The following is a 16,782-nucleotide window of genomic DNA, read 5'->3' as shown; positions in this document are numbered from 1 at the left end:
GGTCCCGCATAGCCTGCCCCAGGGTTGCAACTGCCTTGACGCCGCGTCGGTTTCCTGAAAAAGTTGCAATTGAAACTAATATCCGGCGGCAACAGGCTTCGCCCGGCCGGAACATGGGAGGAAAACATGCGCTTCACGGTGAAATCCGCCGGGTTCGGCCTTGCCGCGCTCGCTTGCAGCCTCGTTGCCGGCCTTGCCGGTGCCCGCGCCGACACCACTCTGGTCATGTCGTCCTGGCTGCCGCCCAAGCACCCGCTGGTCGAGAACGCCATGAAGCCCTGGGCCGACGAGGTCGAGAAGGCGACGGAAGGCCGCGTCAAGGTGCGCGTGCTGGCCAAGCCGCTCGGCGCTCCCCCGGCCCATTACGATATGGCCCGCGACGGCGTTGCCGACATCACCTACGGCCTGCATTCCTTCACTCAGGACGACCGGTTCCTGCGCTCGCGCATCGGCCAGTTCTCCTTCCTCGGCAATGATGCGGTCTCGGTCTCCAAGGCCTACTGGAAGGTCTATGCGGGCACGCTGGATGCCGCGGCAGAGCACGAGGGCGTCAAGCTGCTCTCCGTCTTCGCCCATGGCCCCGGCATGGTTCACAACAACCAGCGCAAGATCGAGAAGCCCGAGGACTTCGCCGGCCTCAAGCTGCGCACGCCGGGCGGTTATATCGCCGACCTGATGCAGGATCTCGGCGTCGTCACCCAGTTCATGGGCCCCGGCGAGGTCTACGAGAAGCTTTCGCGCGGCGTCATCGACGGCGTCACCTTCCCGATGGAGGCGCTCAAGGCCTTCCGCCTTGCCGATCATCTCTCTTACACGCTGAAGGTCCCCGGCGGCATCTACAACACCTCCTGGTTCCTGGTCATGAACCAGGCCAAGTGGGACGAGATCTCCGACGCCGACAAGGCCGCCATCGAGAAGCTCTCGGGCGCCGCCTTCGCCGAAAAGGCCGGCGCGGTATGGGATGCGGCCGATGCCGGCGGCATCGCGCTCGTCGCCGAGACCAAGATCGAGGTGCACGAGGCCAACGACGCCGTGCTGGCCGCCATCCGCGAGCACGCGGGCAAGCATGAGGCGGCCTGGGCTGAAGCGGTCAAGGCGCAGGGCTTCGACGGCGCTGCCGCTTTGGCCGAACTGCGCGCCGAGACCGGCATCTCCTTCTGAGCCGGCGGGACGCTGCGCCTATGTCGCCAACAACGGACAAGGGGGGCCGGCCGCCGCGCCGGTCCCTCGCCCATGCTCTGGAGACGCTGCTCTCGGTGGCCTCCGGCGCGCTGCTCCTCGCCCTCACCCTCGTCACCTGCATCGACGTGGTCGCCCGCTACTGGTTCAACGCGCCTTTGGCCGGCGCCTATGAGCTGACCGAGATCTTTCTCGCCTCGCTCGTCTTCCTCGCCCTGCCGGTGACCACCGCGCGCGGCGAACATGTCGAGGTCGACCTCATGGACATGACAGCGGGCGGGCGTATCACCCGTGCCGTGCGCCCGGTTACCGGCCTGCTGGTGGCTCTGGTCCTTGCCGTCTTTTCCTGGCGGCTGTTCCTGCACGGACAGCGGCTTGCCGAAGATGGCGCGGTCAGCGACTCCCTGTCGCTGCCGCTGGCGCCGGTCGCTTTCCTTGCCGCTGCGGGCTGCGCGCTCGCCTGCATTGCCGCCGTCCTGCGGGCGCTTCGCCCGGACGTCTCACGACGGGATCCCACATGACGGAATCGCTGATCGGCTTCGCCGTCCTGCTTGCCCTCATCTTCCTGAAGATGCCTGTGGCCTTCGCCATGGCCCTGGTCGGCATGGCCGGCTTTGCCTGGATGCGCGGGCTCGACGCCAGCCTGGCCATGACCGGCACGCTGGTCTTCGACGCCGGCCTTGCCTACTCGCTCTCGGTGGTGCCGCTGTTCATCTTCATGGGCAACGTGCTGGCCCGCTCCGGCGTCGCCCACGGGCTCTACGCGGTCGCCAACCACGCGACGGCGCGCATGCGCGGGGGCCTTGCCATGGCCTCGGTGATCGCCTGCGGCGGCTTTTCCGCCGTCTGCGGCTCCTCGCTCGCCACCGCCGCCACCATGTCGCGGGTGGCCATGCCTTCCATGCGCCGCTTCGGCTATGCCGACAGCCTCGCCGCCGGCTCCATCGCCGCCGGCGGCACGCTCGGCATTCTCATTCCGCCCTCGGTGATCCTGATCATCTACGGGCTGCTGACCGAGTCCGACATCGGCAAGCTGTTCATCGCCGGCGTGGTGCCGGGCATCGTCGGCCTGCTGTTCTATCTCGCCGCCGTTCAGGTCGCCGTGTGGCGCAATCCCGAGCTCGCCCCGCCGGCGACCGAGGCCGAACCGCTGACCCGGCGCGACGTGCTCGGCGTCGTCGCCCTGATCGTCCTGTTCGCCATCATCATGGTCGGCATCTATGGCGGCTTCTTCACCCCGACCGAGGCCGCCGGCATCGGCGCCGGTGCCGCCCTGCCGCTCTCGGCCCTGTTCGGCCGGCTCGGCTGGCGCGCCCTTGGCGAGGCCATCGGCGAAAGCACACGCGCCACTGCGATGATCTTCGCGTTGATCATCGGCGCCGACATCTTCACCAATTTCGTGAACTTCGCCGGCCTTCCGGACGCGCTGTCCGATGCCGTGTCGGACCTCGACGTCAGCCCCTGGCTGGTGATCCTGGCGATCGTCGCCGTCTACATCCTGCTCGGCTGCGTGCTGGAAAGCCTGTCGATGATCCTGCTCACCGTGCCGGTCTTCTATCCGCTGGTGACGACGCTGGACTTCGGCTCAGGCCTCCTCGCCGATCCCGAGCTGGTGCTGATCTGGTTCGCCATCGTCGTCGTGGTGGTGACCGAGATCAGCCTGATCACCCCACCCGTCGGCCTCAACGTCTTCGTGCTGCGCAGCGTGCTGGAAGACGTCAGCCTGACCACGATCTTCCGGGGCGTCACGCCCTTCTGGATCGCCGACATCTTCCGCCTTGCCCTGCTGATCGGCGTGCCATGGATCTCGCTCTGGCTGGTCGTCGCCATGGGGTGAGGCGCGAACGCCCCACACCTTAAGTTGCCGGCTGAGGCCCCGCCTCAGCCGCGCTCTTCCAGCACCCGCCGGGCGATGACCTGCGCCTGGATTTCCGCCGCGCCCTCGAAGATGTTGAGGATGCGCGCGTCGCACAGCACCCGGCTGATCGCGTATTCCAGCGCGAAGCCGTTGCCGCCGTGGATCTGCAGCGCATTGTCCGCCGCCGCCCAGGCAACGCGCGCGCCGAGCAGCTTGGCCATGCCCGCCTCCAGATCGCAGCGCCGGCCGGAGTCCTTTTCCAGCGCCGAGAAATAGGTCAGCTGCCGCGCCGCCATCAGCTCGGCCGCCATCATCGCCAGCTTGTCGGAGACGCGCGGGAAGGCGATCAGCGGCTTGCCGAACTGCACCCGCTCCTGCGCATAGCGCAGCCCCAGGTCGAGCGCAGCCTGCGCAACGCCCAAGGCCCGCGCCGCCGTCTGGATGCGCGCGCCCTCGAAGGTCTGCATCAGTTGCTTGAAGCCCTGCCCCGGCACGCCGCCCAGCAGGTTCTCATGCGCCACCTCGAACCCGTCGAAGGCGATCTCGTATTCCTTCATGCCCCGATAGCCGAGCACCTCGATCTCGCCGCCGGACATGCCCGGCGCCGGGAACGGATCGGCATCCGTGCCGCGCGGCTTTTGCGCGATGAACATCGACAGGCCCTTGTAGCCCGGCTCCGACGGATCGGTGCGGGCGAGCAGCGTCATGATGTCGGCGCGCACCGGATGGGTGATCCAGGTCTTGTTGCCGTAGATCTTCCACACATCGCCCTGGCGCACGGCGCGGGTCTTCAGCGAAGCAAGGTCGGAGCCGGTGTTCGGCTCGGTGAAGACCGCCGTCGGCAGCACCTCGCCGGAGGCGATCCTCGGCAGCCAGGTCTGCTTCTGCACCTCGGTGCCCCCGCACAGGATCAGCTCGGCGGCGATCTCCGAGCGGGTGCCGAGCGAGCCGACGCCGATATAGGCCCGGCTCAGCTCCTCCGAGACGACGCACATGCTCTCCTTGCCGAGGCCAAGGCCGCCGTACTCTTCCGGGATCGTCAGGCCGAAGACGCCGAGCTCGGCCATCTCGCCGATCACCTCCAGCGGGATATAGGCGTTCTTCAGATGCCACTCATGCGCATGCGGCACCACCTTGTCGGCGGCGAAGCGGCGCATTTCCTCGCGCACCTGCTCATAGGTCTCCTCTAACCCGGAGGTGCCGAAGATCGAATTGCCCTCCTGCTGGCGGATCAGCCCGGCCAGCCGCGCCCGCACCGCCGGCGTGTTGCCGGTGGCGATCAGCTCCTCCACCGCCGCGCTGCGGAAGGAAGCGGCCGCCTCCGTCCCGAGCCCCAGATCGGCGAGGCGCACCATCTCGCCCTGGTTCATCGGGATGCCGCCGAAGACCTGCGCCAGGTATTCGGCAAAGGCGAGGCGCACCAGGAGCTCTTCCGTCTCGCCAAAGCTGCCTGCATCCTCCAGCCGCCCGGCATAGGCGGCGAGCTGGCGCAGCGCCTCCACATAGGTCGCAAGCCATGCCAGCCCGTGGGTCGCCCGCTGCTCGGCCTCCAGCCTGTCCGCCGACAACCGGCCGTCCACCGACACGCGGGCCCGCACGCTTCCCGCCGCCGCATCGAGCAGCGCGCCCAGCGTCTCCACCGCCTCGCCCGTCAGCGCCGTCAGCCGCGTTTCCCGTGCCTCGTGACCGAATTCGCTCGCCAGGGACATGCCTTCCTCTCCATTGCCGTTTCCCGCCGCACCCTCGCCCTCCCGACAAGCGATGCTGCAGCGCAAACAATATCGCGCCGCCTTCGCGAAGCAATGCTTCTTTTGAAGGAGGCGAAAAGCAATAATATTTCATGGATTTCGCGTCGCAGCATGAAACGCCGGCCGCGTCTTGACCCGCGGCGATGCCTCCCGCAAAAGCGGCGGATGAACCCGTTCCGCCTGCTGCGCTCCGCGATCGCGACCATCTACGACGCCGTCATGCACATGACGAACGACGACGGCTTCGCCCTGGCGAGCCATGTCGCCCTGTCCTCGCTGCTGGCCCTGTTCCCCTTCCTGATCTTCGTAGCCGCGCTCACCGGCTTTCTCGGCATGTCGGACATGGCCGACCGGATCGCCACGCTGCTCTTCGATGTCTGGCCGGAAGAGGTCGCCCGGCCCATCTCCAGCGAGATCCACGTGGTGCTGACCCAGCCGCGCGGCGACATCCTCACCTTCGGCATCATCGCCGCGCTGTGGTTCGCCTCCAACGGCGTGGAGGCCCTGCGCGTTGCGCTCAACCGCGCCTATGGCGTCGGCGAGACCCGCAATTACTTCTACCTGCGCGCCCAGGCCCTGCTCCTGGTGCTGTTCGGCACCTTCGTGCTGATCAGCTTCGCGCTGCTGATCGTCTTCGCGCCGCTGGTCTGGCGTGCCGTCGTCGCCCATGCGCCGCTGCTGGAGCCCTTCACCGCCCGGCTCAACATCTCGCGCTATGTCATCGCCACGCTGCTGACGCTCGGCGGCCTGTTCATCGCCCATGCGGTGCTGCCGGACGGCCGCCGCCGGCTGCTCGACACGCTTCCCGGCGTTGCCGCCACCTTGCTTCTATGGCTGGCCTCGGGCATGGCCTTCGGTGCCTGGCTTGCCGGCTTTGCCGACTATGTGTCGACCTATGCCGGCCTTGCCGGTGCCATGACCGCGCTGATCTTCCTGTATCTGATATCGATCTGCTTCGTCTTCGGCGGCGAGCTCAACGCGGCGATCCTGCGCCGCCGCGCCCGCAAGCTCGCTAGCGCCTGACGGGACGGGCGTTGGTCAGGCGGGCGTGCGCCGCGTGCCGATCCGTCTTTCGCGGATGATCAGCAACGCGCCGACCACCAGCGCCGCGCCCACGACCTGCACCAGCGACAGCGTCTCGCCGAACAGCAGGTAGCCCTCCACGGCGGTTGCCACCGGCGCGAGGTAGAACAGGCTCGACACCCGCGAGGCGCTGCCCCGCTTGATCAGCACCATCAGCAGCAGCACCGCACCGATCGACAGCACCAGCACCAGCCAGGTCATGGCGATGATCAGCTCGCCGGTCCAGGCGATCTGCCAGTCCTCCAACGTCGACAGCGGCATGACCAGCGCCAGCGCACCGAAATACTGCAGCAATGTCCCCGGGATCAGGTCGATGCCGACGACGAAGCGCTTCTGGTAGATCGTGCCGACCGCGATGCCGGCCGCCGCCGCCAGGCAGGCCAGCACGTTGACCATCGACAATCCCGACGTGTCCCCGCCGATGCGCGGACCCACCACCAGCAGCAGGCCGATCGCGCCGACGGCCAGCCCCAGCCAGTGGCGCGGCGTCACCTTCTCGCCCAGCACCGGCCCGGCCAGCAGCGCCGTCAGCAGCGGCTGCAGCCCGAGGAACAGCGCCGAAATGCCTGCCGGCATGCCGTTGTCGATGGCATAGAAGATCCCGCCCAGATAGACGCCGTGGATCAGCACGCCGGCGGCGAAGCAATGCGCCCATTCCGCCCCCCGCCGCGGCCAGTGGGCGCGCAGCACGATGGCCAGCGCCAGCATCACCGGCAGCACCAGCGCGAAGCGGATCGTCAGGAAGACGAAGGGCTCGATGTGAGGAGCCCCCAGCTTGGAGCCGATGAAGCCGGTCGACCACAACAGGACGAAAATGCCGGGGACGGCCTTGTCGAAAAACGCACGCACGAACGATCCAGTTCAAACGGTTGCAAGGGCCGGCGCGCCTCGCGCCAGGCCTGTACGGCCCCTGCCGCGACGGCCGGGGTAAGGTTCCCTTGACTAAGGGGAAGGCAACATAGGCCAGGTCAGGGGAATATTAACTTCGCTGGTGGACTTTTGCACAAGGAAGGGACTGACCAGTCGAGGTATGCCCGTGCTGCATTTTCGAGGTTTCGCGTCGGTATCGACCTTAGTCGGCCGACTATCCGTGCGCACCAGGATTTTTCTTCTGATCGCCGTCACCATGACAGGCCTTGCCGCCATCGGCAGCGTCTTCTGGTGGAGTCAGGCCAGCGTCGAAAGCGCCTTCGCACGATCCGAGGGCTTTTCCGACCTTGCCGGCACGGTCGCCGATCTCTCTTCCACGGCCGGGACCCTGCGGATCGCCGAGAAAACCTATCTCGCCGCCCCCTCCGCCGCCGCCTACCAGGCCCTTACCTCGCAGATCGCCGTGGCACGCAGCCAGCTCGGCACGGTCCGCACCCTTGACGTCGCCGCGCCCTACGGCGCCGAGATCGACCAGGTCGACCGCGCCCTTTCCGACATCGAGGCGACGTTCCAGGACCTCCACGCCACCCAGCAGCGCCTCGGCCTTGCCGATACCGAAGGCGGGGCTCGCGGGGCGCTCGCCGCCAACGGCGATGCGCTCGTCGGCAGCGTCCAGAAGCTTGCCCGTTTCAAGCGCGGTCCCGAGACCGAGCGCCTGGCCTTTGCCGGCGTCGACCTGCAGCGCAGCGAAAAGGCCTATCTCCTTGACCGCAGCGACGTGAACCTCGGCAGTTTCGAGGTCGCCGCCGCGCGGCTCGAGCGCGCGCTTTCCCGGGCCAAGCTCGAGGAAGCGACAAGCGCCGAACTCACCGGCTTCCTCACCTCCTATCGCGAGGCCTTCGACACCTTCACCCGCGCCGGCGGCGAACGCACCGCCCATGTGGAGAAGCTCGAGGCCTTCTTCGACGTGCTGCCGCCCTATCTCGCCCAGCTTCAGGCCGCGGCCAAAAGCGGCCAGGCCGAGGCGGCAGGCACCCTCGCCGACAACCGGGCCATCGCCGCCATGACCATGCTGGCGATCATGGCCGTCACGGTTGCCGTGCTGCTTCTGGCCGGCCTCCTCATCGGTGCGTCGATTTCCAGGCCGCTGGCCGTGCTGCGCCTCGCCATGGATCGGCTCGCCGCCGGCGAGACCGATATCGACCTGCCGGAGGCGCGCGGCCGCACCGAGCTCGATGCGATGGCCGCCAGCGTCGCCGTCTTCCGCGACAACGCGCTAGAGCGCGAGGAACTTGCGGCAACGCAGGAAGCTGAAAACGCCGCCCGCGACAGCCGAATGCGCCATCTCGACCAGCTGATCGCCGGGTTCGAGGCAACCGTGGGCGATGCCCTCTCGCGCCTCGACGGTGCTGCCGAGGAGCTGGCCGGCGCCTCCGGTGCCCTGGACCAGGCGGCCGGACACGCGGCCGAGGAAGCAGGCACCGCCGGCAATGCGGTGCGGGTCGCCGCCGAAAGCGTCACCTCGGCGGCCTCCGCCTCCGAGGAGCTCAATGTCTCCATCGCCGAGATCGCCGACCAGGCCAACCGCTCGACCCAGGTTGCCGAAAAGGCCGTCACCAGCGCCCGCGACACCGGCGCCAGCATGAGCGCGCTGTCGCGCACCGCCGACCGGATCGGCGAGGTCATGGGCCTCATCCGCGACATCGCCGAACAGACCAACCTTCTGGCGCTCAACGCCACCATCGAGGCGGCGCGCGCCGGCGAGCACGGACGCGGCTTTGCCGTCGTCGCCGCCGAGGTCAAGGAGCTTGCCAGCCAGACCGCAAAGGCGACCCAGGACATTGCCCAGCAGGTCGAGGCGATCCAGCAGGCCTCCGCCAGCGCGGTCATGGCCATCGGCGATGTCGAGCAGATCATCGTCCAGATGAACGAGATCGCCGGCTCGGTCGCCGCCGCCGTCGGCCAGCAGAGCATCGCCCTGCGCGAGATCACCGAGAATGTCGCCCGCGCCTCGGAGCGCTCCGGCACCGGTGCCGAGGCGATGGACCGGGTTTCCGGCGCCACCGACCGTGCCCGCGGCACCGGCACCATGGTCGGCGAGCTCTCCGGCACGCTCGGCGAGCAGGCCCGCCTGCTGCGCAAGGAGATCGCCTGCTTCCTGGAAGGCGTGCGCGCCGCCTGACGGTGCGCCGCCCCGCCTCTCGCCTTACGGGCATTCCCCCTATTGCCACTGCCGGCAATCTCGCCACATAACGCGTGCAGATCTCACGACGGCAGGGGCGGTGCGAAAACCGCCCTCGCCTCCCGCCAGCCACGCGCAAGGGCTGCCGGCTCCCAGCCGGTCTCGTCGAACAGCCCCGCCGTCGGCCAGCCGCACGCCAGTTTGCCGAAGGAATTCCCATGCAGGACAGCATCGTCATCGTCGGAGCGGGCCAGGCCGGCGCCCAGGCCGTTCAGTCGCTGCGAACAGGCGGCTTCGGCGGCCGCATCGCCCTTGTCGGCGAGGAGCCGCATCCGCCCTACCAGCGCCCGCCCCTGTCCAAGAAGCATCTTTCCGGCGAGATCGACGACGAGGCGCTGCACCTGCGCCCGCTCGGCTTCTACGAACAGAACGCCATCGACTGCCATTTCGGCAAGGTGGTCGAGGCCATCGACCGCGAGTCCCGCGCCGTGCTGCTCGCCGGCGGTGAGCAGCTTCCCTACGAGCGGCTGATCATCGCCACCGGCACCCGGCCGCGCGCCCTGCCGATCGCCGGCGCCGAGCTGCCGGGCGTTGTGACCCTGCGCAAGATTTCCGATGTCGAGGCGATGCGCCCCCTGCTGCGCACGCCGGGCCGCGTTGCCATCGTCGGCGGCGGCTATATCGGGCTGGAGGTCGCCGCCGTCGCCCGCACCATGGGCCACGAGGTCACCGTCATCGAGGCACAGGACCGGGTGATGAAGCGGGTGGTTTCGCCCACCGTCTCCGCCTGGTTCCAGGAGCTGCATGCGGACAAGGGTGTGCGGCTGATGCTCGACACCGGCATCACCGGCTTTTCGGGAAGCGACCGCGTCACGGGCGTGCAGCTGGCCGGCGGCGGCGAGGTTCCCTGCGACATCGCGCTGGTTGCCGTCGGCGCGGTGCCCAACGACGAGCTGGCAGCCGCCTGCGGCCTTGCCACCGGCGACGGCATCCTGGTCGACGATAGCGCGCTCACCTCCGATCCGCTGGTCCATGCGGCCGGCGACTGCACCCGCTTCCATTCTGCGCTTTACGGCCGCTCGATCCGGCTGGAAAGCGTGCAGAACGCCATCGACCAGGCCAAGGCCGTCGCCGCTTCGATCCTCGGCAACGAGGTGCATTACGACCCGGTGCCGTGGTTCTGGTCCGACCAGTATGCGGTCAAGCTGCAGATCGCCGGCCTGTCGCAGGACCACGACGAGGCGCGCACCTTCGGCGATCCCGCCTCCGGCTCCTTCTATGTCGCCTATCTCGGCGGCGGGCGCCTGCTTGCCGTCGACAGCATCAACCACCCGCGCTCGCACATGATGGCACGCCGGGCGATCGGCAAGGCGTTCGAGGACGGGCTCCTGCCGCCCGCGTGAACTGGATGGGTGTCTGAAACGGATATCGGGGCCGTAGATAGGGCCGGCGACTCAGTCGTCGGCCGCCGCCTCGATCGTCTCCATGTCGTCGTCCGACAGGCCGAAATGGTGGCCGATCTCGTGGATCAGCACATGCGCGATGACGCCGCCCAGCGGCTCGTCATAGGCGCACCAGTAATCGAGGATGGCACGGCGGTAGAGCCAGACGCGGTTCGGCATGCGGCCGCTGAAGGCCTCCGCCCCGCCCTGCGCCAGTCCGATCCCCTCGAACAGGCCCATCAGCTCGAACGGGTCCTCCACGCCGACCGAATCGAGCGCATCGTCGTCGGCGAAATCCGCCACGCGGATCTCGATGTCGCCGCACAGCTTGCGGAATTCAGCGGGGAGTTCGTCGAAGGCCGCAACGGCGATCCGCTCGAATTCGGCAAGATCCGGCGCCACCGCGCCCGTCCAGCTGCTGCGTTCCCCACCGGCCGCGCGTGACCCCATCTTCCGCCTCTCCCTTGTCGTTATGCCGGGGAGATCAGGTAGGTCCAGATCAGATAGACCACAAGGCCCAGCGCGAAGACCGCGCCGGCGCTGCGGCCGATCTTGCGGCCGAGTTGCTCGATGGGATCGTCTTCGTCGGCAGGCGGACCAGAGCGTTTGTGCGCGCCCTCGAAGGTGGTGCGCAGCACGGTCTCGCTTTCGCGTTCGGCCCGGTCGAGCACCGATTGCGCCTCGCGGCGCCGCTCTTCCTCGCGCGGATCCTTGCCGCTCACGCCGCGCTCCCGCGCCGCCACGCCCAGGCACCGGCAAGCGCCAGCACGGCGACCCCGGCCGAGATCACCGCATTCCAGCCCGCAAACGACAGGCCGAACATCCGCCAGCTCGCCTCGGTGCAGCTCACCACGCGGGTGGAGCGCAGCGCGTTCAGCATGTTGGCGGCCGAATCGGGCATTCCCCCGCCGCCGCCGCAATCCGCGGGCCCGGCCCAGAAGCCCCACTCGGCGCCGGCCTGATAGGCCCCGATGCCCGCGCCCCAGGCAAAGACCGCCGCAACCGCGAGCAGCAGCACGGTCACCACCAGCCGCCCCTGCGCGGGCGTTCCGCGCAGCATGACAAGCAGCGCCAGGAGGGCCAAAGGCAGGCCGACATAGTAGGGAATGCGCTGTTCGAGACACAGCTTGCAGGGCACATAGCCGCCGATCAGCTGAAAGCCCCAGGCCGTCAGGATCGAAGCCAGGCCTCCGGCGATCAGCAGCATCACCAGCTGCCGGGACGTTCTTGCGGGGTCGCTCATGGTCGCCGCCTCGGTTTCACAGGAAGCGGATTAGCGCGAAGCCGCCGACAAGGCCAATCACGAAGATCGTGAACATCAGGCCAAGGCGCTTCTCGATGAAGGTGCGGATCGGCGGACCGAACAGGTAGAGCAGGCCCGCGACCGCGAAAAAGCGCAGCCCCCGCGCCAGGACGCTCGCCACCATGAACACCGGCAGGCTCAACCCCGTCGCGCCGCTGGCGATGGTGATGACCTTGTAGGGAAAGGGCGTCACGCCGGCGATGAAGACGATCCAGGCGCCGTAGTCGTTGAAATTGCCGCGAAAGGTCTCGAACTTGTCGAGATAACCGTAGAAGGCGAGGATCGGCTCGGCCACCTGCAGGAACAGGAAGGCGCCGATGGCGTATCCCGCCGCCCCGCCCAGCACCGAGGTCACCGTGCAAAGGGTCGCATAGGCGAACGCCTTCGCCCGCTGCGCGATCACCATCGGGATCAGCAGGATGTCCGGCGGGATCGGAAAGAACGAGCTTTCGGCAAAGGACACTGCTCCCAGTGCCACCGGTGCATGGCGGCCCGAGGCGAGCGACATTGTCCAATCGTAGAGGCGGCGCAACATGCCGCCTCATTAGCCGGAAGCGCGGCCCTTGTCATCCGACTTCCGCTGCGGCGCGGTGACCGCAATCCGGCACGGGACAGGCGTCATGTTTCAATTGACGGGCCAAGCGCTGCGGCTATGATCGCGCCGTTTCCCGCGGGCCCCCGTGGCGGAATTGGTAGACGCGACGGATTCAAAATCCGTTTCCCTAACCGGAGTGTCCGTTCGAGTCGGACCGGGGGCACCATTTTCCTGTCTCGCGCCCTTGCGGGCCCCGTTTGCGAAGCCCTTTTTCGGCACTGTCGTGCTGTGGCGACACGGACGAGGAGGATGCCATGCTTTCCCCCGAGGATATTGCCGCCCGCCGCGCCGTCATCGACGCCTGCCTGACGATGAACGCCTCGGGCCTCAACCAGGGCACCTCCGGCAATGTCAGCCTGCGCCATGGCGAGGGGTTCCTGATCACCCCGTCCGGCATCCCCTACGAGGCGATGCGGCCCGAGCAGGTGGTCCAGGTCCACATGGACGAAAGCTATTCGGGCGACTGGCTGCCCTCGTCCGAGTGGAGGATGCATTTCGACATCTACGCCACCCGCCCGGAGGCCGGCGCCGTCGTGCACACCCACTCGCCCCATGCCACGGCCATGTCGTGCCTGCGCCGCGAGATCCCGCCCTTCCATTACATGATCGCGGTTGCGGGCGGGCGCACCCTGCGCACCGCCGACTATGCCACCTTCGGCACGCGCGAGCTGTCGGGCGCCATGCTGACCGCGCTGGAGGGGCGCAGCGCCTGCCTTCTCGCCAATCACGGGATGATCTGCTTCGGCCCCGGCCTCACCAAGGCGCTATGGCTTGCCGGCGAGATCGAGACCCTGTGCCGGCAATATGCCATCGCCCTCACGGCCGGCGACCCGGTGATCCTCACCGACACGGAGATGGACGAGGTCATCGCCCGCTTCGCCAGCTACGGCCGCCAGACGGGCGAGCTGGCCGAAGGCGAGGTGCCCGCCGTCGCGGCCCCGCGCCGCCGGGCGGAGAGCTGAACCCGCCCCCGCCCGACCGCCCGGTCAGTGCCTCGGTCTTGCTTACTTGGTAATCACCTCGCCCGAGGGGCGCGGCGTCCTTGCGGTTTCCGCAGGCAGCACCGGATAGGTGATCTCGGGCATCCGGCCCGTCAGCGATTCCAGGAACGCGGTGATGGCCACCGCCTCCTCCTCGTTGAGCTCCTCGCCGAGCTGCGAGGATCCCATGATCTCGACCGCCTCCTTCAGGTCCCACACCTTGCCGGAATGGAAATAGGGCGCGGTCAGCGCGATGTTGCGCAGCGGCCCAGCACGGAAGACATAGGAATCGTCGGCGGTCTTGGTCACCTGGAAGCGGCCCTTGTCGCCCTCGGGCAGCACCTCGGCACCCGGGTTCTGCACCACGCCGAAGGGGTAGTAGCCGGTGCCGCCGACATTGACGCCGTTGTGGCAAGCCGCGCAGCCCTTGTCCATGAACAGCTGCAGGCCCGCCTGCTGCACCTCGGTCAGCGCCGCGTCGTCGCCGTTGAGGAAGGCGTCGAACGGCGCGGGGGTGATCAGCGTCGCCTCGAAGGCCTCGATCGCCTTGGCCATGTTGTCGAAGGTGACCGGCTCCCCCTCATCCGGGAAGGCGTTCTTGAACCACGCCACATAGTCCGGCATCGAGACCAGCGTCGCCACCACCTGCTCGGGCGTGTTGGCCATCTCGACGCCCGCCTGCACCGGCCCCTTCGCCTGCTCCTTCAGGTCCTCGGCACGGCCGTCCCAGAACTGGGCCTCGTTGAACACCGCGTTCAGCACGGTCGGGGCATTGCGTGGCCCCTTCTGCCAGCCGTGGCCGATGGAGGTTTCCAGGTTATCGTCGCCGCCGGTCGCCAGGTTGTGGCAGGAATTGCAGGAGAAGACGCCCGATGCCGACAGGCGCGGGTCGAAGAACAGCGCCTTTCCCAGGACGATCTTTTCCGGCGTGATCGGATTGTCCCTCACCGCCGGCACGGTCGAGGGCAAGGGCTTGAACATCTCGAGCGCGGCATCGCGCAGCTCGTTCGCCATGACCGGCCCGCTCAGGGCGGCAAGGGCGGTGGAACATGCCAACAGGACGGAAGTGTAGCGGGACATGGCTGGCCTTTCTCGTGGTCGGTTAGCTGGCGGCACCCGTCCTGCGCCACCACAACCCTAGGCCACGGTCGCCGGGCTCCCGTTTGACATGAATCAAGCGGAAACTGCGACACTTCGTACATCCCCTTACGGAAAGTCACGATCAGCGGGGCGCGTCCCCCGACAGGCCCTCCGGCGGCCCCTGAACCGGGCGGTGATAGCCGGGCCCCACCGTCAGCGGCCCGGTCGGCGAGACGTCCTGATCCAGTTCGCTGGTGATGGTCGTGTGCTGCACTTCCATCGGCTCGCGCCCGCCATAATCGTAGAGCCGCAGCTCAACCGCATAGGGCCTGCCCTTGACGACGCCGGTCAGCGGCGGCGTCTCCAGCCCGTAGCGCTGCTCGCCATGGCGCAGGCGCGTCTCCACCTCCACCGGTACACCGCCCGCCGGGTTCTCGAACCGCGCCACCAGCCGCGATTGCGAGGGCGTCGGCTTCTGCAAGATGACCGTGATGCCGGCGCGGACCTCGCCGAGCCGGTAATAGAACAGGAAGCCGCCGCCGGCGATCCGCACGTGGGTCAAGGCTGCCTGCCGGCGCTGGTTGTCGATGACCAGCGCCGTCGCGATTGCCGCCAGCACCACTGCCGTCGCCACCGCCGTGATGCGAAACCAGCGCGTCTTTTCGAACTCGAGCACCGCCATCGCCGCCTCCTTTCGGGCCAGCCGGTCCTGCCCCCAACCAGACACCAGAACCCGGCTCGCCTCAAGCTTGCATGAAGGACTGAGCCGGCAAACCAAGACGCACTCAGCGCGCCTTTCTGGACAGATCCCGGGAAACCGGCTAGGGCTGTCGCACACCGGCAGCCGCCGGAACACTGCAGCGGGCAAGACGATGGGCGCGAAACGGGAAGTCGAGCTGAAGCTCGAGCTGGCGAAAGCCGGCCAGCAGAAGCTGAAAGGGGCACCGGCGCCGGACGGCTTCGCTGTGGAGCCCGCCGTGACGCGCGCCTTGCGCTCGATCTATTTCGACACGCCGGACCGGGCCCTGCGCAAGGCGAAATGGTCGCTGCGGGTTCGCCGCATCGGGCGCAAATGGGTGCAGACGGTCAAGGCCGGCACCGGCGTCACCGGCGGCATGTCGCGCCCTCGCGAGGCGGAGGTGGAGGTTGCCGGCCCCGCGCCGGACCTTACCCTGATCCTCGAGCCGTTGATGCGCGAAGGTCTGTGGCAGCTGATCGACGGCCAGCCGCTGGAGCCGATCTTCGAGACCGCGATGCGCCGCACCATCCGCATCTTCACCCGCGAAAGCGACGGCAGCACCATCGAGATGGCGCTCGATGCCGGCGAGATCGTCGCCGGCGAGCGGCGGCAGCCGCTGTTCGAGGCAGAGCTCGAGCTGAAGTCCGGCGACCCCGCCGCCCTCTTCGTGCTGGCCGGCCGTCTTCCCGCCCTGGCCTGCGCCCGCTTCTCGCGCCTCAGCAAGGCCGGCCGCGGCTACGCGCTCGCCGCCGACGAGAGGCACGAGGCCGGACCGGTCAATGCCACCGAGGCCAGCCTTGCAGCCGACATGGCCATGGGCCCGGCCTTTCGCGCCATTCTCCTCTCCTGCATGGACCAGATCGCCGGCAACCGCGATGCCGTGCTCGACAGCGACGATCCCGAAGGCCCGCACCAGCTGCGGGTCGGCCTGCGCCGGCTGCGCAGCGCACTGAAGGTGCACCACCCGCTGCTCGATCCCGACACGCGCAGGGATCTGGATGCCGCAGCCCGCGATCTTGCGCTGGCCGCCGGCGAACTGCGCGACCTCGATGTGCTGGTGGAGGAGATCGTCGAGCCGGCGATGGCGGTCGCCAGGCTCGGGCCGGACACGGCCCTGCTAGACGACGACGGGCTTGCCCGCAACGTCGAGACCGCGCGCCTTGCCGCGCGCCGCGCGCTGCGCGAGCAGCTTTCGGGCCCCGCCGTCAACGAACTGCTGTTCCGCCTGGGCGCGCTCGCCTATGGCACCGGCTGGCGCAACGACGGCGACGGACCCTCGGCGGCGGCCACGACCGTCGGCGCCTTCGCGGTCGAGGCGCTGGAGAAACGATGGAAGTCCGCCGCCCGGCTGGCCGTGCGCATGGACGAACTGACGCTTGAGGAGCGCCACGACCTGCGCAAGGAGCTGAAGAAGCTGCGCTATGCGGTGGAGTTCTTCCGCTCGGCCTTTTCCGCGCGCAAGGCCAAGCCGTTCCTGGCCCGCCTCAAGGCGCTGCAGGACGTCTTCGGCTATCTCAATGATGTGGTGATGGCCGGCAAGCTTGCCGGCATGATCGCCGCCGTCGACGCCAAGCCACCGGTGGAGACTACCCTTGCCGCCGGCTTCGTGCTCGGCTGGCACGAGGCGCGCGCCGCCCATGCCTTCGAAAACGCCCGCACCCTGTGGGACGAGACGAAACGCGCCCGCCGCTTCTGGCGCGGCTGATCCCGCCCGAACGGATTA

The 16,782-nt window shown here is 68.3% G+C and carries 16 protein-coding genes and 1 tRNA gene; 9 read left to right on the top strand and 8 right to left on the bottom strand.

Features of this window, described 5'->3' with window-relative positions:
• The first annotated feature begins 126 nt into the window (after positions 1-126).
• From ACVJ6E_RS18045 to ACVJ6E_RS18035, 3 genes are read left to right on the top strand one after another with little or no spacing between them, the layout of a single operon-like run.
• Positions 127-1,161, top strand: a complete 1,035-nt coding sequence (locus ACVJ6E_RS18045; RefSeq protein WP_120270149.1) for a TRAP transporter substrate-binding protein — start codon at positions 127-129, stop codon at positions 1,159-1,161.
• Between the two features lie 20 nt (positions 1,162-1,181).
• On the top strand, positions 1,182-1,700 hold the full coding sequence (locus tag ACVJ6E_RS18040) for a TRAP transporter small permease (protein WP_120270148.1): 519 nt from the start codon (positions 1,182-1,184) through the stop codon (positions 1,698-1,700).
• Positions 1,697-3,016 (top strand): TRAP transporter large permease, encoded by a 1,320-nt coding sequence (locus ACVJ6E_RS18035; protein WP_120270147.1) that lies wholly within the window; start codon positions 1,697-1,699, stop codon positions 3,014-3,016. The genes ACVJ6E_RS18040 and ACVJ6E_RS18035 overlap by 4 nt, the downstream gene beginning before the upstream one ends.
• A 44-nt stretch (positions 3,017-3,060) precedes the next feature.
• Here ACVJ6E_RS18035 and ACVJ6E_RS18030 read toward each other — a convergent pair whose 3' ends face one another.
• Positions 3,061-4,746, bottom strand: a complete 1,686-nt coding sequence (locus ACVJ6E_RS18030; RefSeq protein ID WP_120270146.1) for an acyl-CoA dehydrogenase family protein — start codon at positions 4,744-4,746, stop codon at positions 3,061-3,063.
• 204 nt (positions 4,747-4,950) lie between these two features.
• On the opposite strand from ACVJ6E_RS18030, the gene ACVJ6E_RS18025 reads away from it, so the two are divergent.
• Positions 4,951-5,808 (top strand): YihY/virulence factor BrkB family protein, encoded by an 858-nt coding sequence (locus ACVJ6E_RS18025; protein ID WP_120270145.1) that lies wholly within the window; start codon positions 4,951-4,953, stop codon positions 5,806-5,808.
• A gap of 15 nt (positions 5,809-5,823) precedes the next feature.
• On the opposite strand, the gene ACVJ6E_RS18020 is transcribed toward ACVJ6E_RS18025, so the two are convergent.
• The gene (locus tag ACVJ6E_RS18020; RefSeq protein ID WP_208996833.1) at positions 5,824-6,717 is read right to left on the bottom strand and encodes a DMT family transporter; all 894 of its coding nucleotides are present in this window, start codon (positions 6,715-6,717) and stop codon (positions 5,824-5,826) included.
• 241 nt (positions 6,718-6,958) lie between these two features.
• On the opposite strand from ACVJ6E_RS18020, the gene ACVJ6E_RS18015 reads away from it, so the two are divergent.
• Both ACVJ6E_RS18015 and ACVJ6E_RS18010 read left to right on the top strand, forming a co-directional pair.
• Positions 6,959-8,920 (top strand): methyl-accepting chemotaxis protein, encoded by a 1,962-nt coding sequence (locus ACVJ6E_RS18015; protein WP_158592738.1) that lies wholly within the window; start codon positions 6,959-6,961, stop codon positions 8,918-8,920.
• 218 nt (positions 8,921-9,138) lie between these two features.
• Positions 9,139-10,323, top strand: coding sequence for an FAD-dependent oxidoreductase (locus ACVJ6E_RS18010; RefSeq protein ID WP_120270143.1), 1,185 nt, complete (start codon positions 9,139-9,141; stop codon positions 10,321-10,323).
• 51 nt (positions 10,324-10,374) lie between these two features.
• On the opposite strand, the gene ACVJ6E_RS18005 is transcribed toward ACVJ6E_RS18010, so the two are convergent.
• The 4 genes from ACVJ6E_RS18005 to ACVJ6E_RS17990 are packed head-to-tail and all read right to left on the bottom strand — an operon-like array spanning position 10,375 to position 12,200.
• Positions 10,375-10,812, bottom strand: coding sequence for a metallopeptidase family protein (locus ACVJ6E_RS18005; protein ID WP_120270142.1), 438 nt, complete (start codon positions 10,810-10,812; stop codon positions 10,375-10,377).
• A gap of 20 nt (positions 10,813-10,832) precedes the next feature.
• A complete protein-coding gene (locus ACVJ6E_RS18000) occupies positions 10,833-11,084 on the bottom strand; it encodes a hypothetical protein (RefSeq protein ID WP_120270237.1) in 252 nt (83 codons plus the stop codon).
• Positions 11,081-11,605, bottom strand: a complete 525-nt coding sequence (locus tag ACVJ6E_RS17995) for a disulfide bond formation protein B (protein WP_120270141.1) — start codon at positions 11,603-11,605, stop codon at positions 11,081-11,083. Before ACVJ6E_RS17995 ends, ACVJ6E_RS18000 begins: the two co-directional genes overlap by 4 nt.
• 16 nt (positions 11,606-11,621) lie before the next feature.
• On the bottom strand, positions 11,622-12,200 hold the full coding sequence (locus ACVJ6E_RS17990) for a YqaA family protein (RefSeq protein ID WP_120270140.1): 579 nt from the start codon (positions 12,198-12,200) through the stop codon (positions 11,622-11,624).
• A gap of 139 nt (positions 12,201-12,339) precedes the next feature.
• On the opposite strand from ACVJ6E_RS17990, the gene ACVJ6E_RS17985 reads away from it, so the two are divergent.
• Positions 12,340-12,426, top strand: a tRNA-Leu gene (locus tag ACVJ6E_RS17985).
• Between the two features lie 88 nt (positions 12,427-12,514).
• Positions 12,515-13,222 (top strand): class II aldolase/adducin family protein, encoded by a 708-nt coding sequence (locus tag ACVJ6E_RS17980; RefSeq protein WP_120270139.1) that lies wholly within the window; start codon positions 12,515-12,517, stop codon positions 13,220-13,222.
• 42 nt (positions 13,223-13,264) lie between these two features.
• Here ACVJ6E_RS17980 and ACVJ6E_RS17975 read toward each other — a convergent pair whose 3' ends face one another.
• A complete protein-coding gene (locus ACVJ6E_RS17975) occupies positions 13,265-14,320 on the bottom strand; it encodes a cytochrome-c peroxidase (protein WP_120270138.1) in 1,056 nt (351 codons plus the stop codon).
• A gap of 142 nt (positions 14,321-14,462) precedes the next feature.
• Entirely contained in the window at positions 14,463-15,002 is a 540-nt protein-coding gene (locus ACVJ6E_RS17970; RefSeq protein WP_158592737.1) for a hypothetical protein, read from the bottom strand.
• 190 nt (positions 15,003-15,192) lie between these two features.
• Here ACVJ6E_RS17970 and ACVJ6E_RS17965 point away from each other — a divergent pair, with 190 nt between their 5' ends.
• The gene (locus ACVJ6E_RS17965; RefSeq protein WP_158592736.1) at positions 15,193-16,764 is read left to right on the top strand and encodes a CHAD domain-containing protein; all 1,572 of its coding nucleotides are present in this window, start codon (positions 15,193-15,195) and stop codon (positions 16,762-16,764) included.
• Positions 16,765-16,782: the final 18 nt, after the last annotated feature.

The sequence above is a fragment of the Stappia sp. G46H5W genome, assembly GCF_058448995.1.
The sequence above is the reverse complement of the archived record's forward strand: the minus strand, read 5'-3'. Positions and strand labels throughout refer to the sequence as shown.

Coding starts and splice junctions, on each gene's coding strand:
- ACVJ6E_RS18045 (WP_120270149.1), top strand. CDS start 127: ATGCGCTTCACGGTGAAATCCGCCGGGTTCGGCCTTGCCGCGCTCGCT.
- ACVJ6E_RS18040 (WP_120270148.1), top strand. CDS start 1,182: ATGTCGCCAACAACGGACAAGGGGGGCCGGCCGCCGCGCCGGTCCCTC.
- ACVJ6E_RS18035 (WP_120270147.1), top strand. CDS start 1,697: ATGACGGAATCGCTGATCGGCTTCGCCGTCCTGCTTGCCCTCATCTTC.
- ACVJ6E_RS18030 (WP_120270146.1), bottom strand. CDS start 4,746: ATGTCCCTGGCGAGCGAATTCGGTCACGAGGCACGGGAAACGCGGCTG.
- ACVJ6E_RS18025 (WP_120270145.1), top strand. CDS start 4,951: ATGAACCCGTTCCGCCTGCTGCGCTCCGCGATCGCGACCATCTACGAC.
- ACVJ6E_RS18010 (WP_120270143.1), top strand. CDS start 9,139: ATGCAGGACAGCATCGTCATCGTCGGAGCGGGCCAGGCCGGCGCCCAG.
- ACVJ6E_RS18005 (WP_120270142.1), bottom strand. CDS start 10,812: ATGGGGTCACGCGCGGCCGGTGGGGAACGCAGCAGCTGGACGGGCGCG.
- ACVJ6E_RS17995 (WP_120270141.1), bottom strand. CDS start 11,605: ATGAGCGACCCCGCAAGAACGTCCCGGCAGCTGGTGATGCTGCTGATC.
- ACVJ6E_RS17990 (WP_120270140.1), bottom strand. CDS start 12,200: ATGTTGCGCCGCCTCTACGATTGGACAATGTCGCTCGCCTCGGGCCGC.
- ACVJ6E_RS17980 (WP_120270139.1), top strand. CDS start 12,515: ATGCTTTCCCCCGAGGATATTGCCGCCCGCCGCGCCGTCATCGACGCC.
- ACVJ6E_RS17975 (WP_120270138.1), bottom strand. CDS start 14,320: ATGTCCCGCTACACTTCCGTCCTGTTGGCATGTTCCACCGCCCTTGCC.
- ACVJ6E_RS17970 (WP_158592737.1), bottom strand. CDS start 15,002: ATGGCGGTGCTCGAGTTCGAAAAGACGCGCTGGTTTCGCATCACGGCG.
- ACVJ6E_RS17965 (WP_158592736.1), top strand. CDS start 15,193: ATGGGCGCGAAACGGGAAGTCGAGCTGAAGCTCGAGCTGGCGAAAGCC.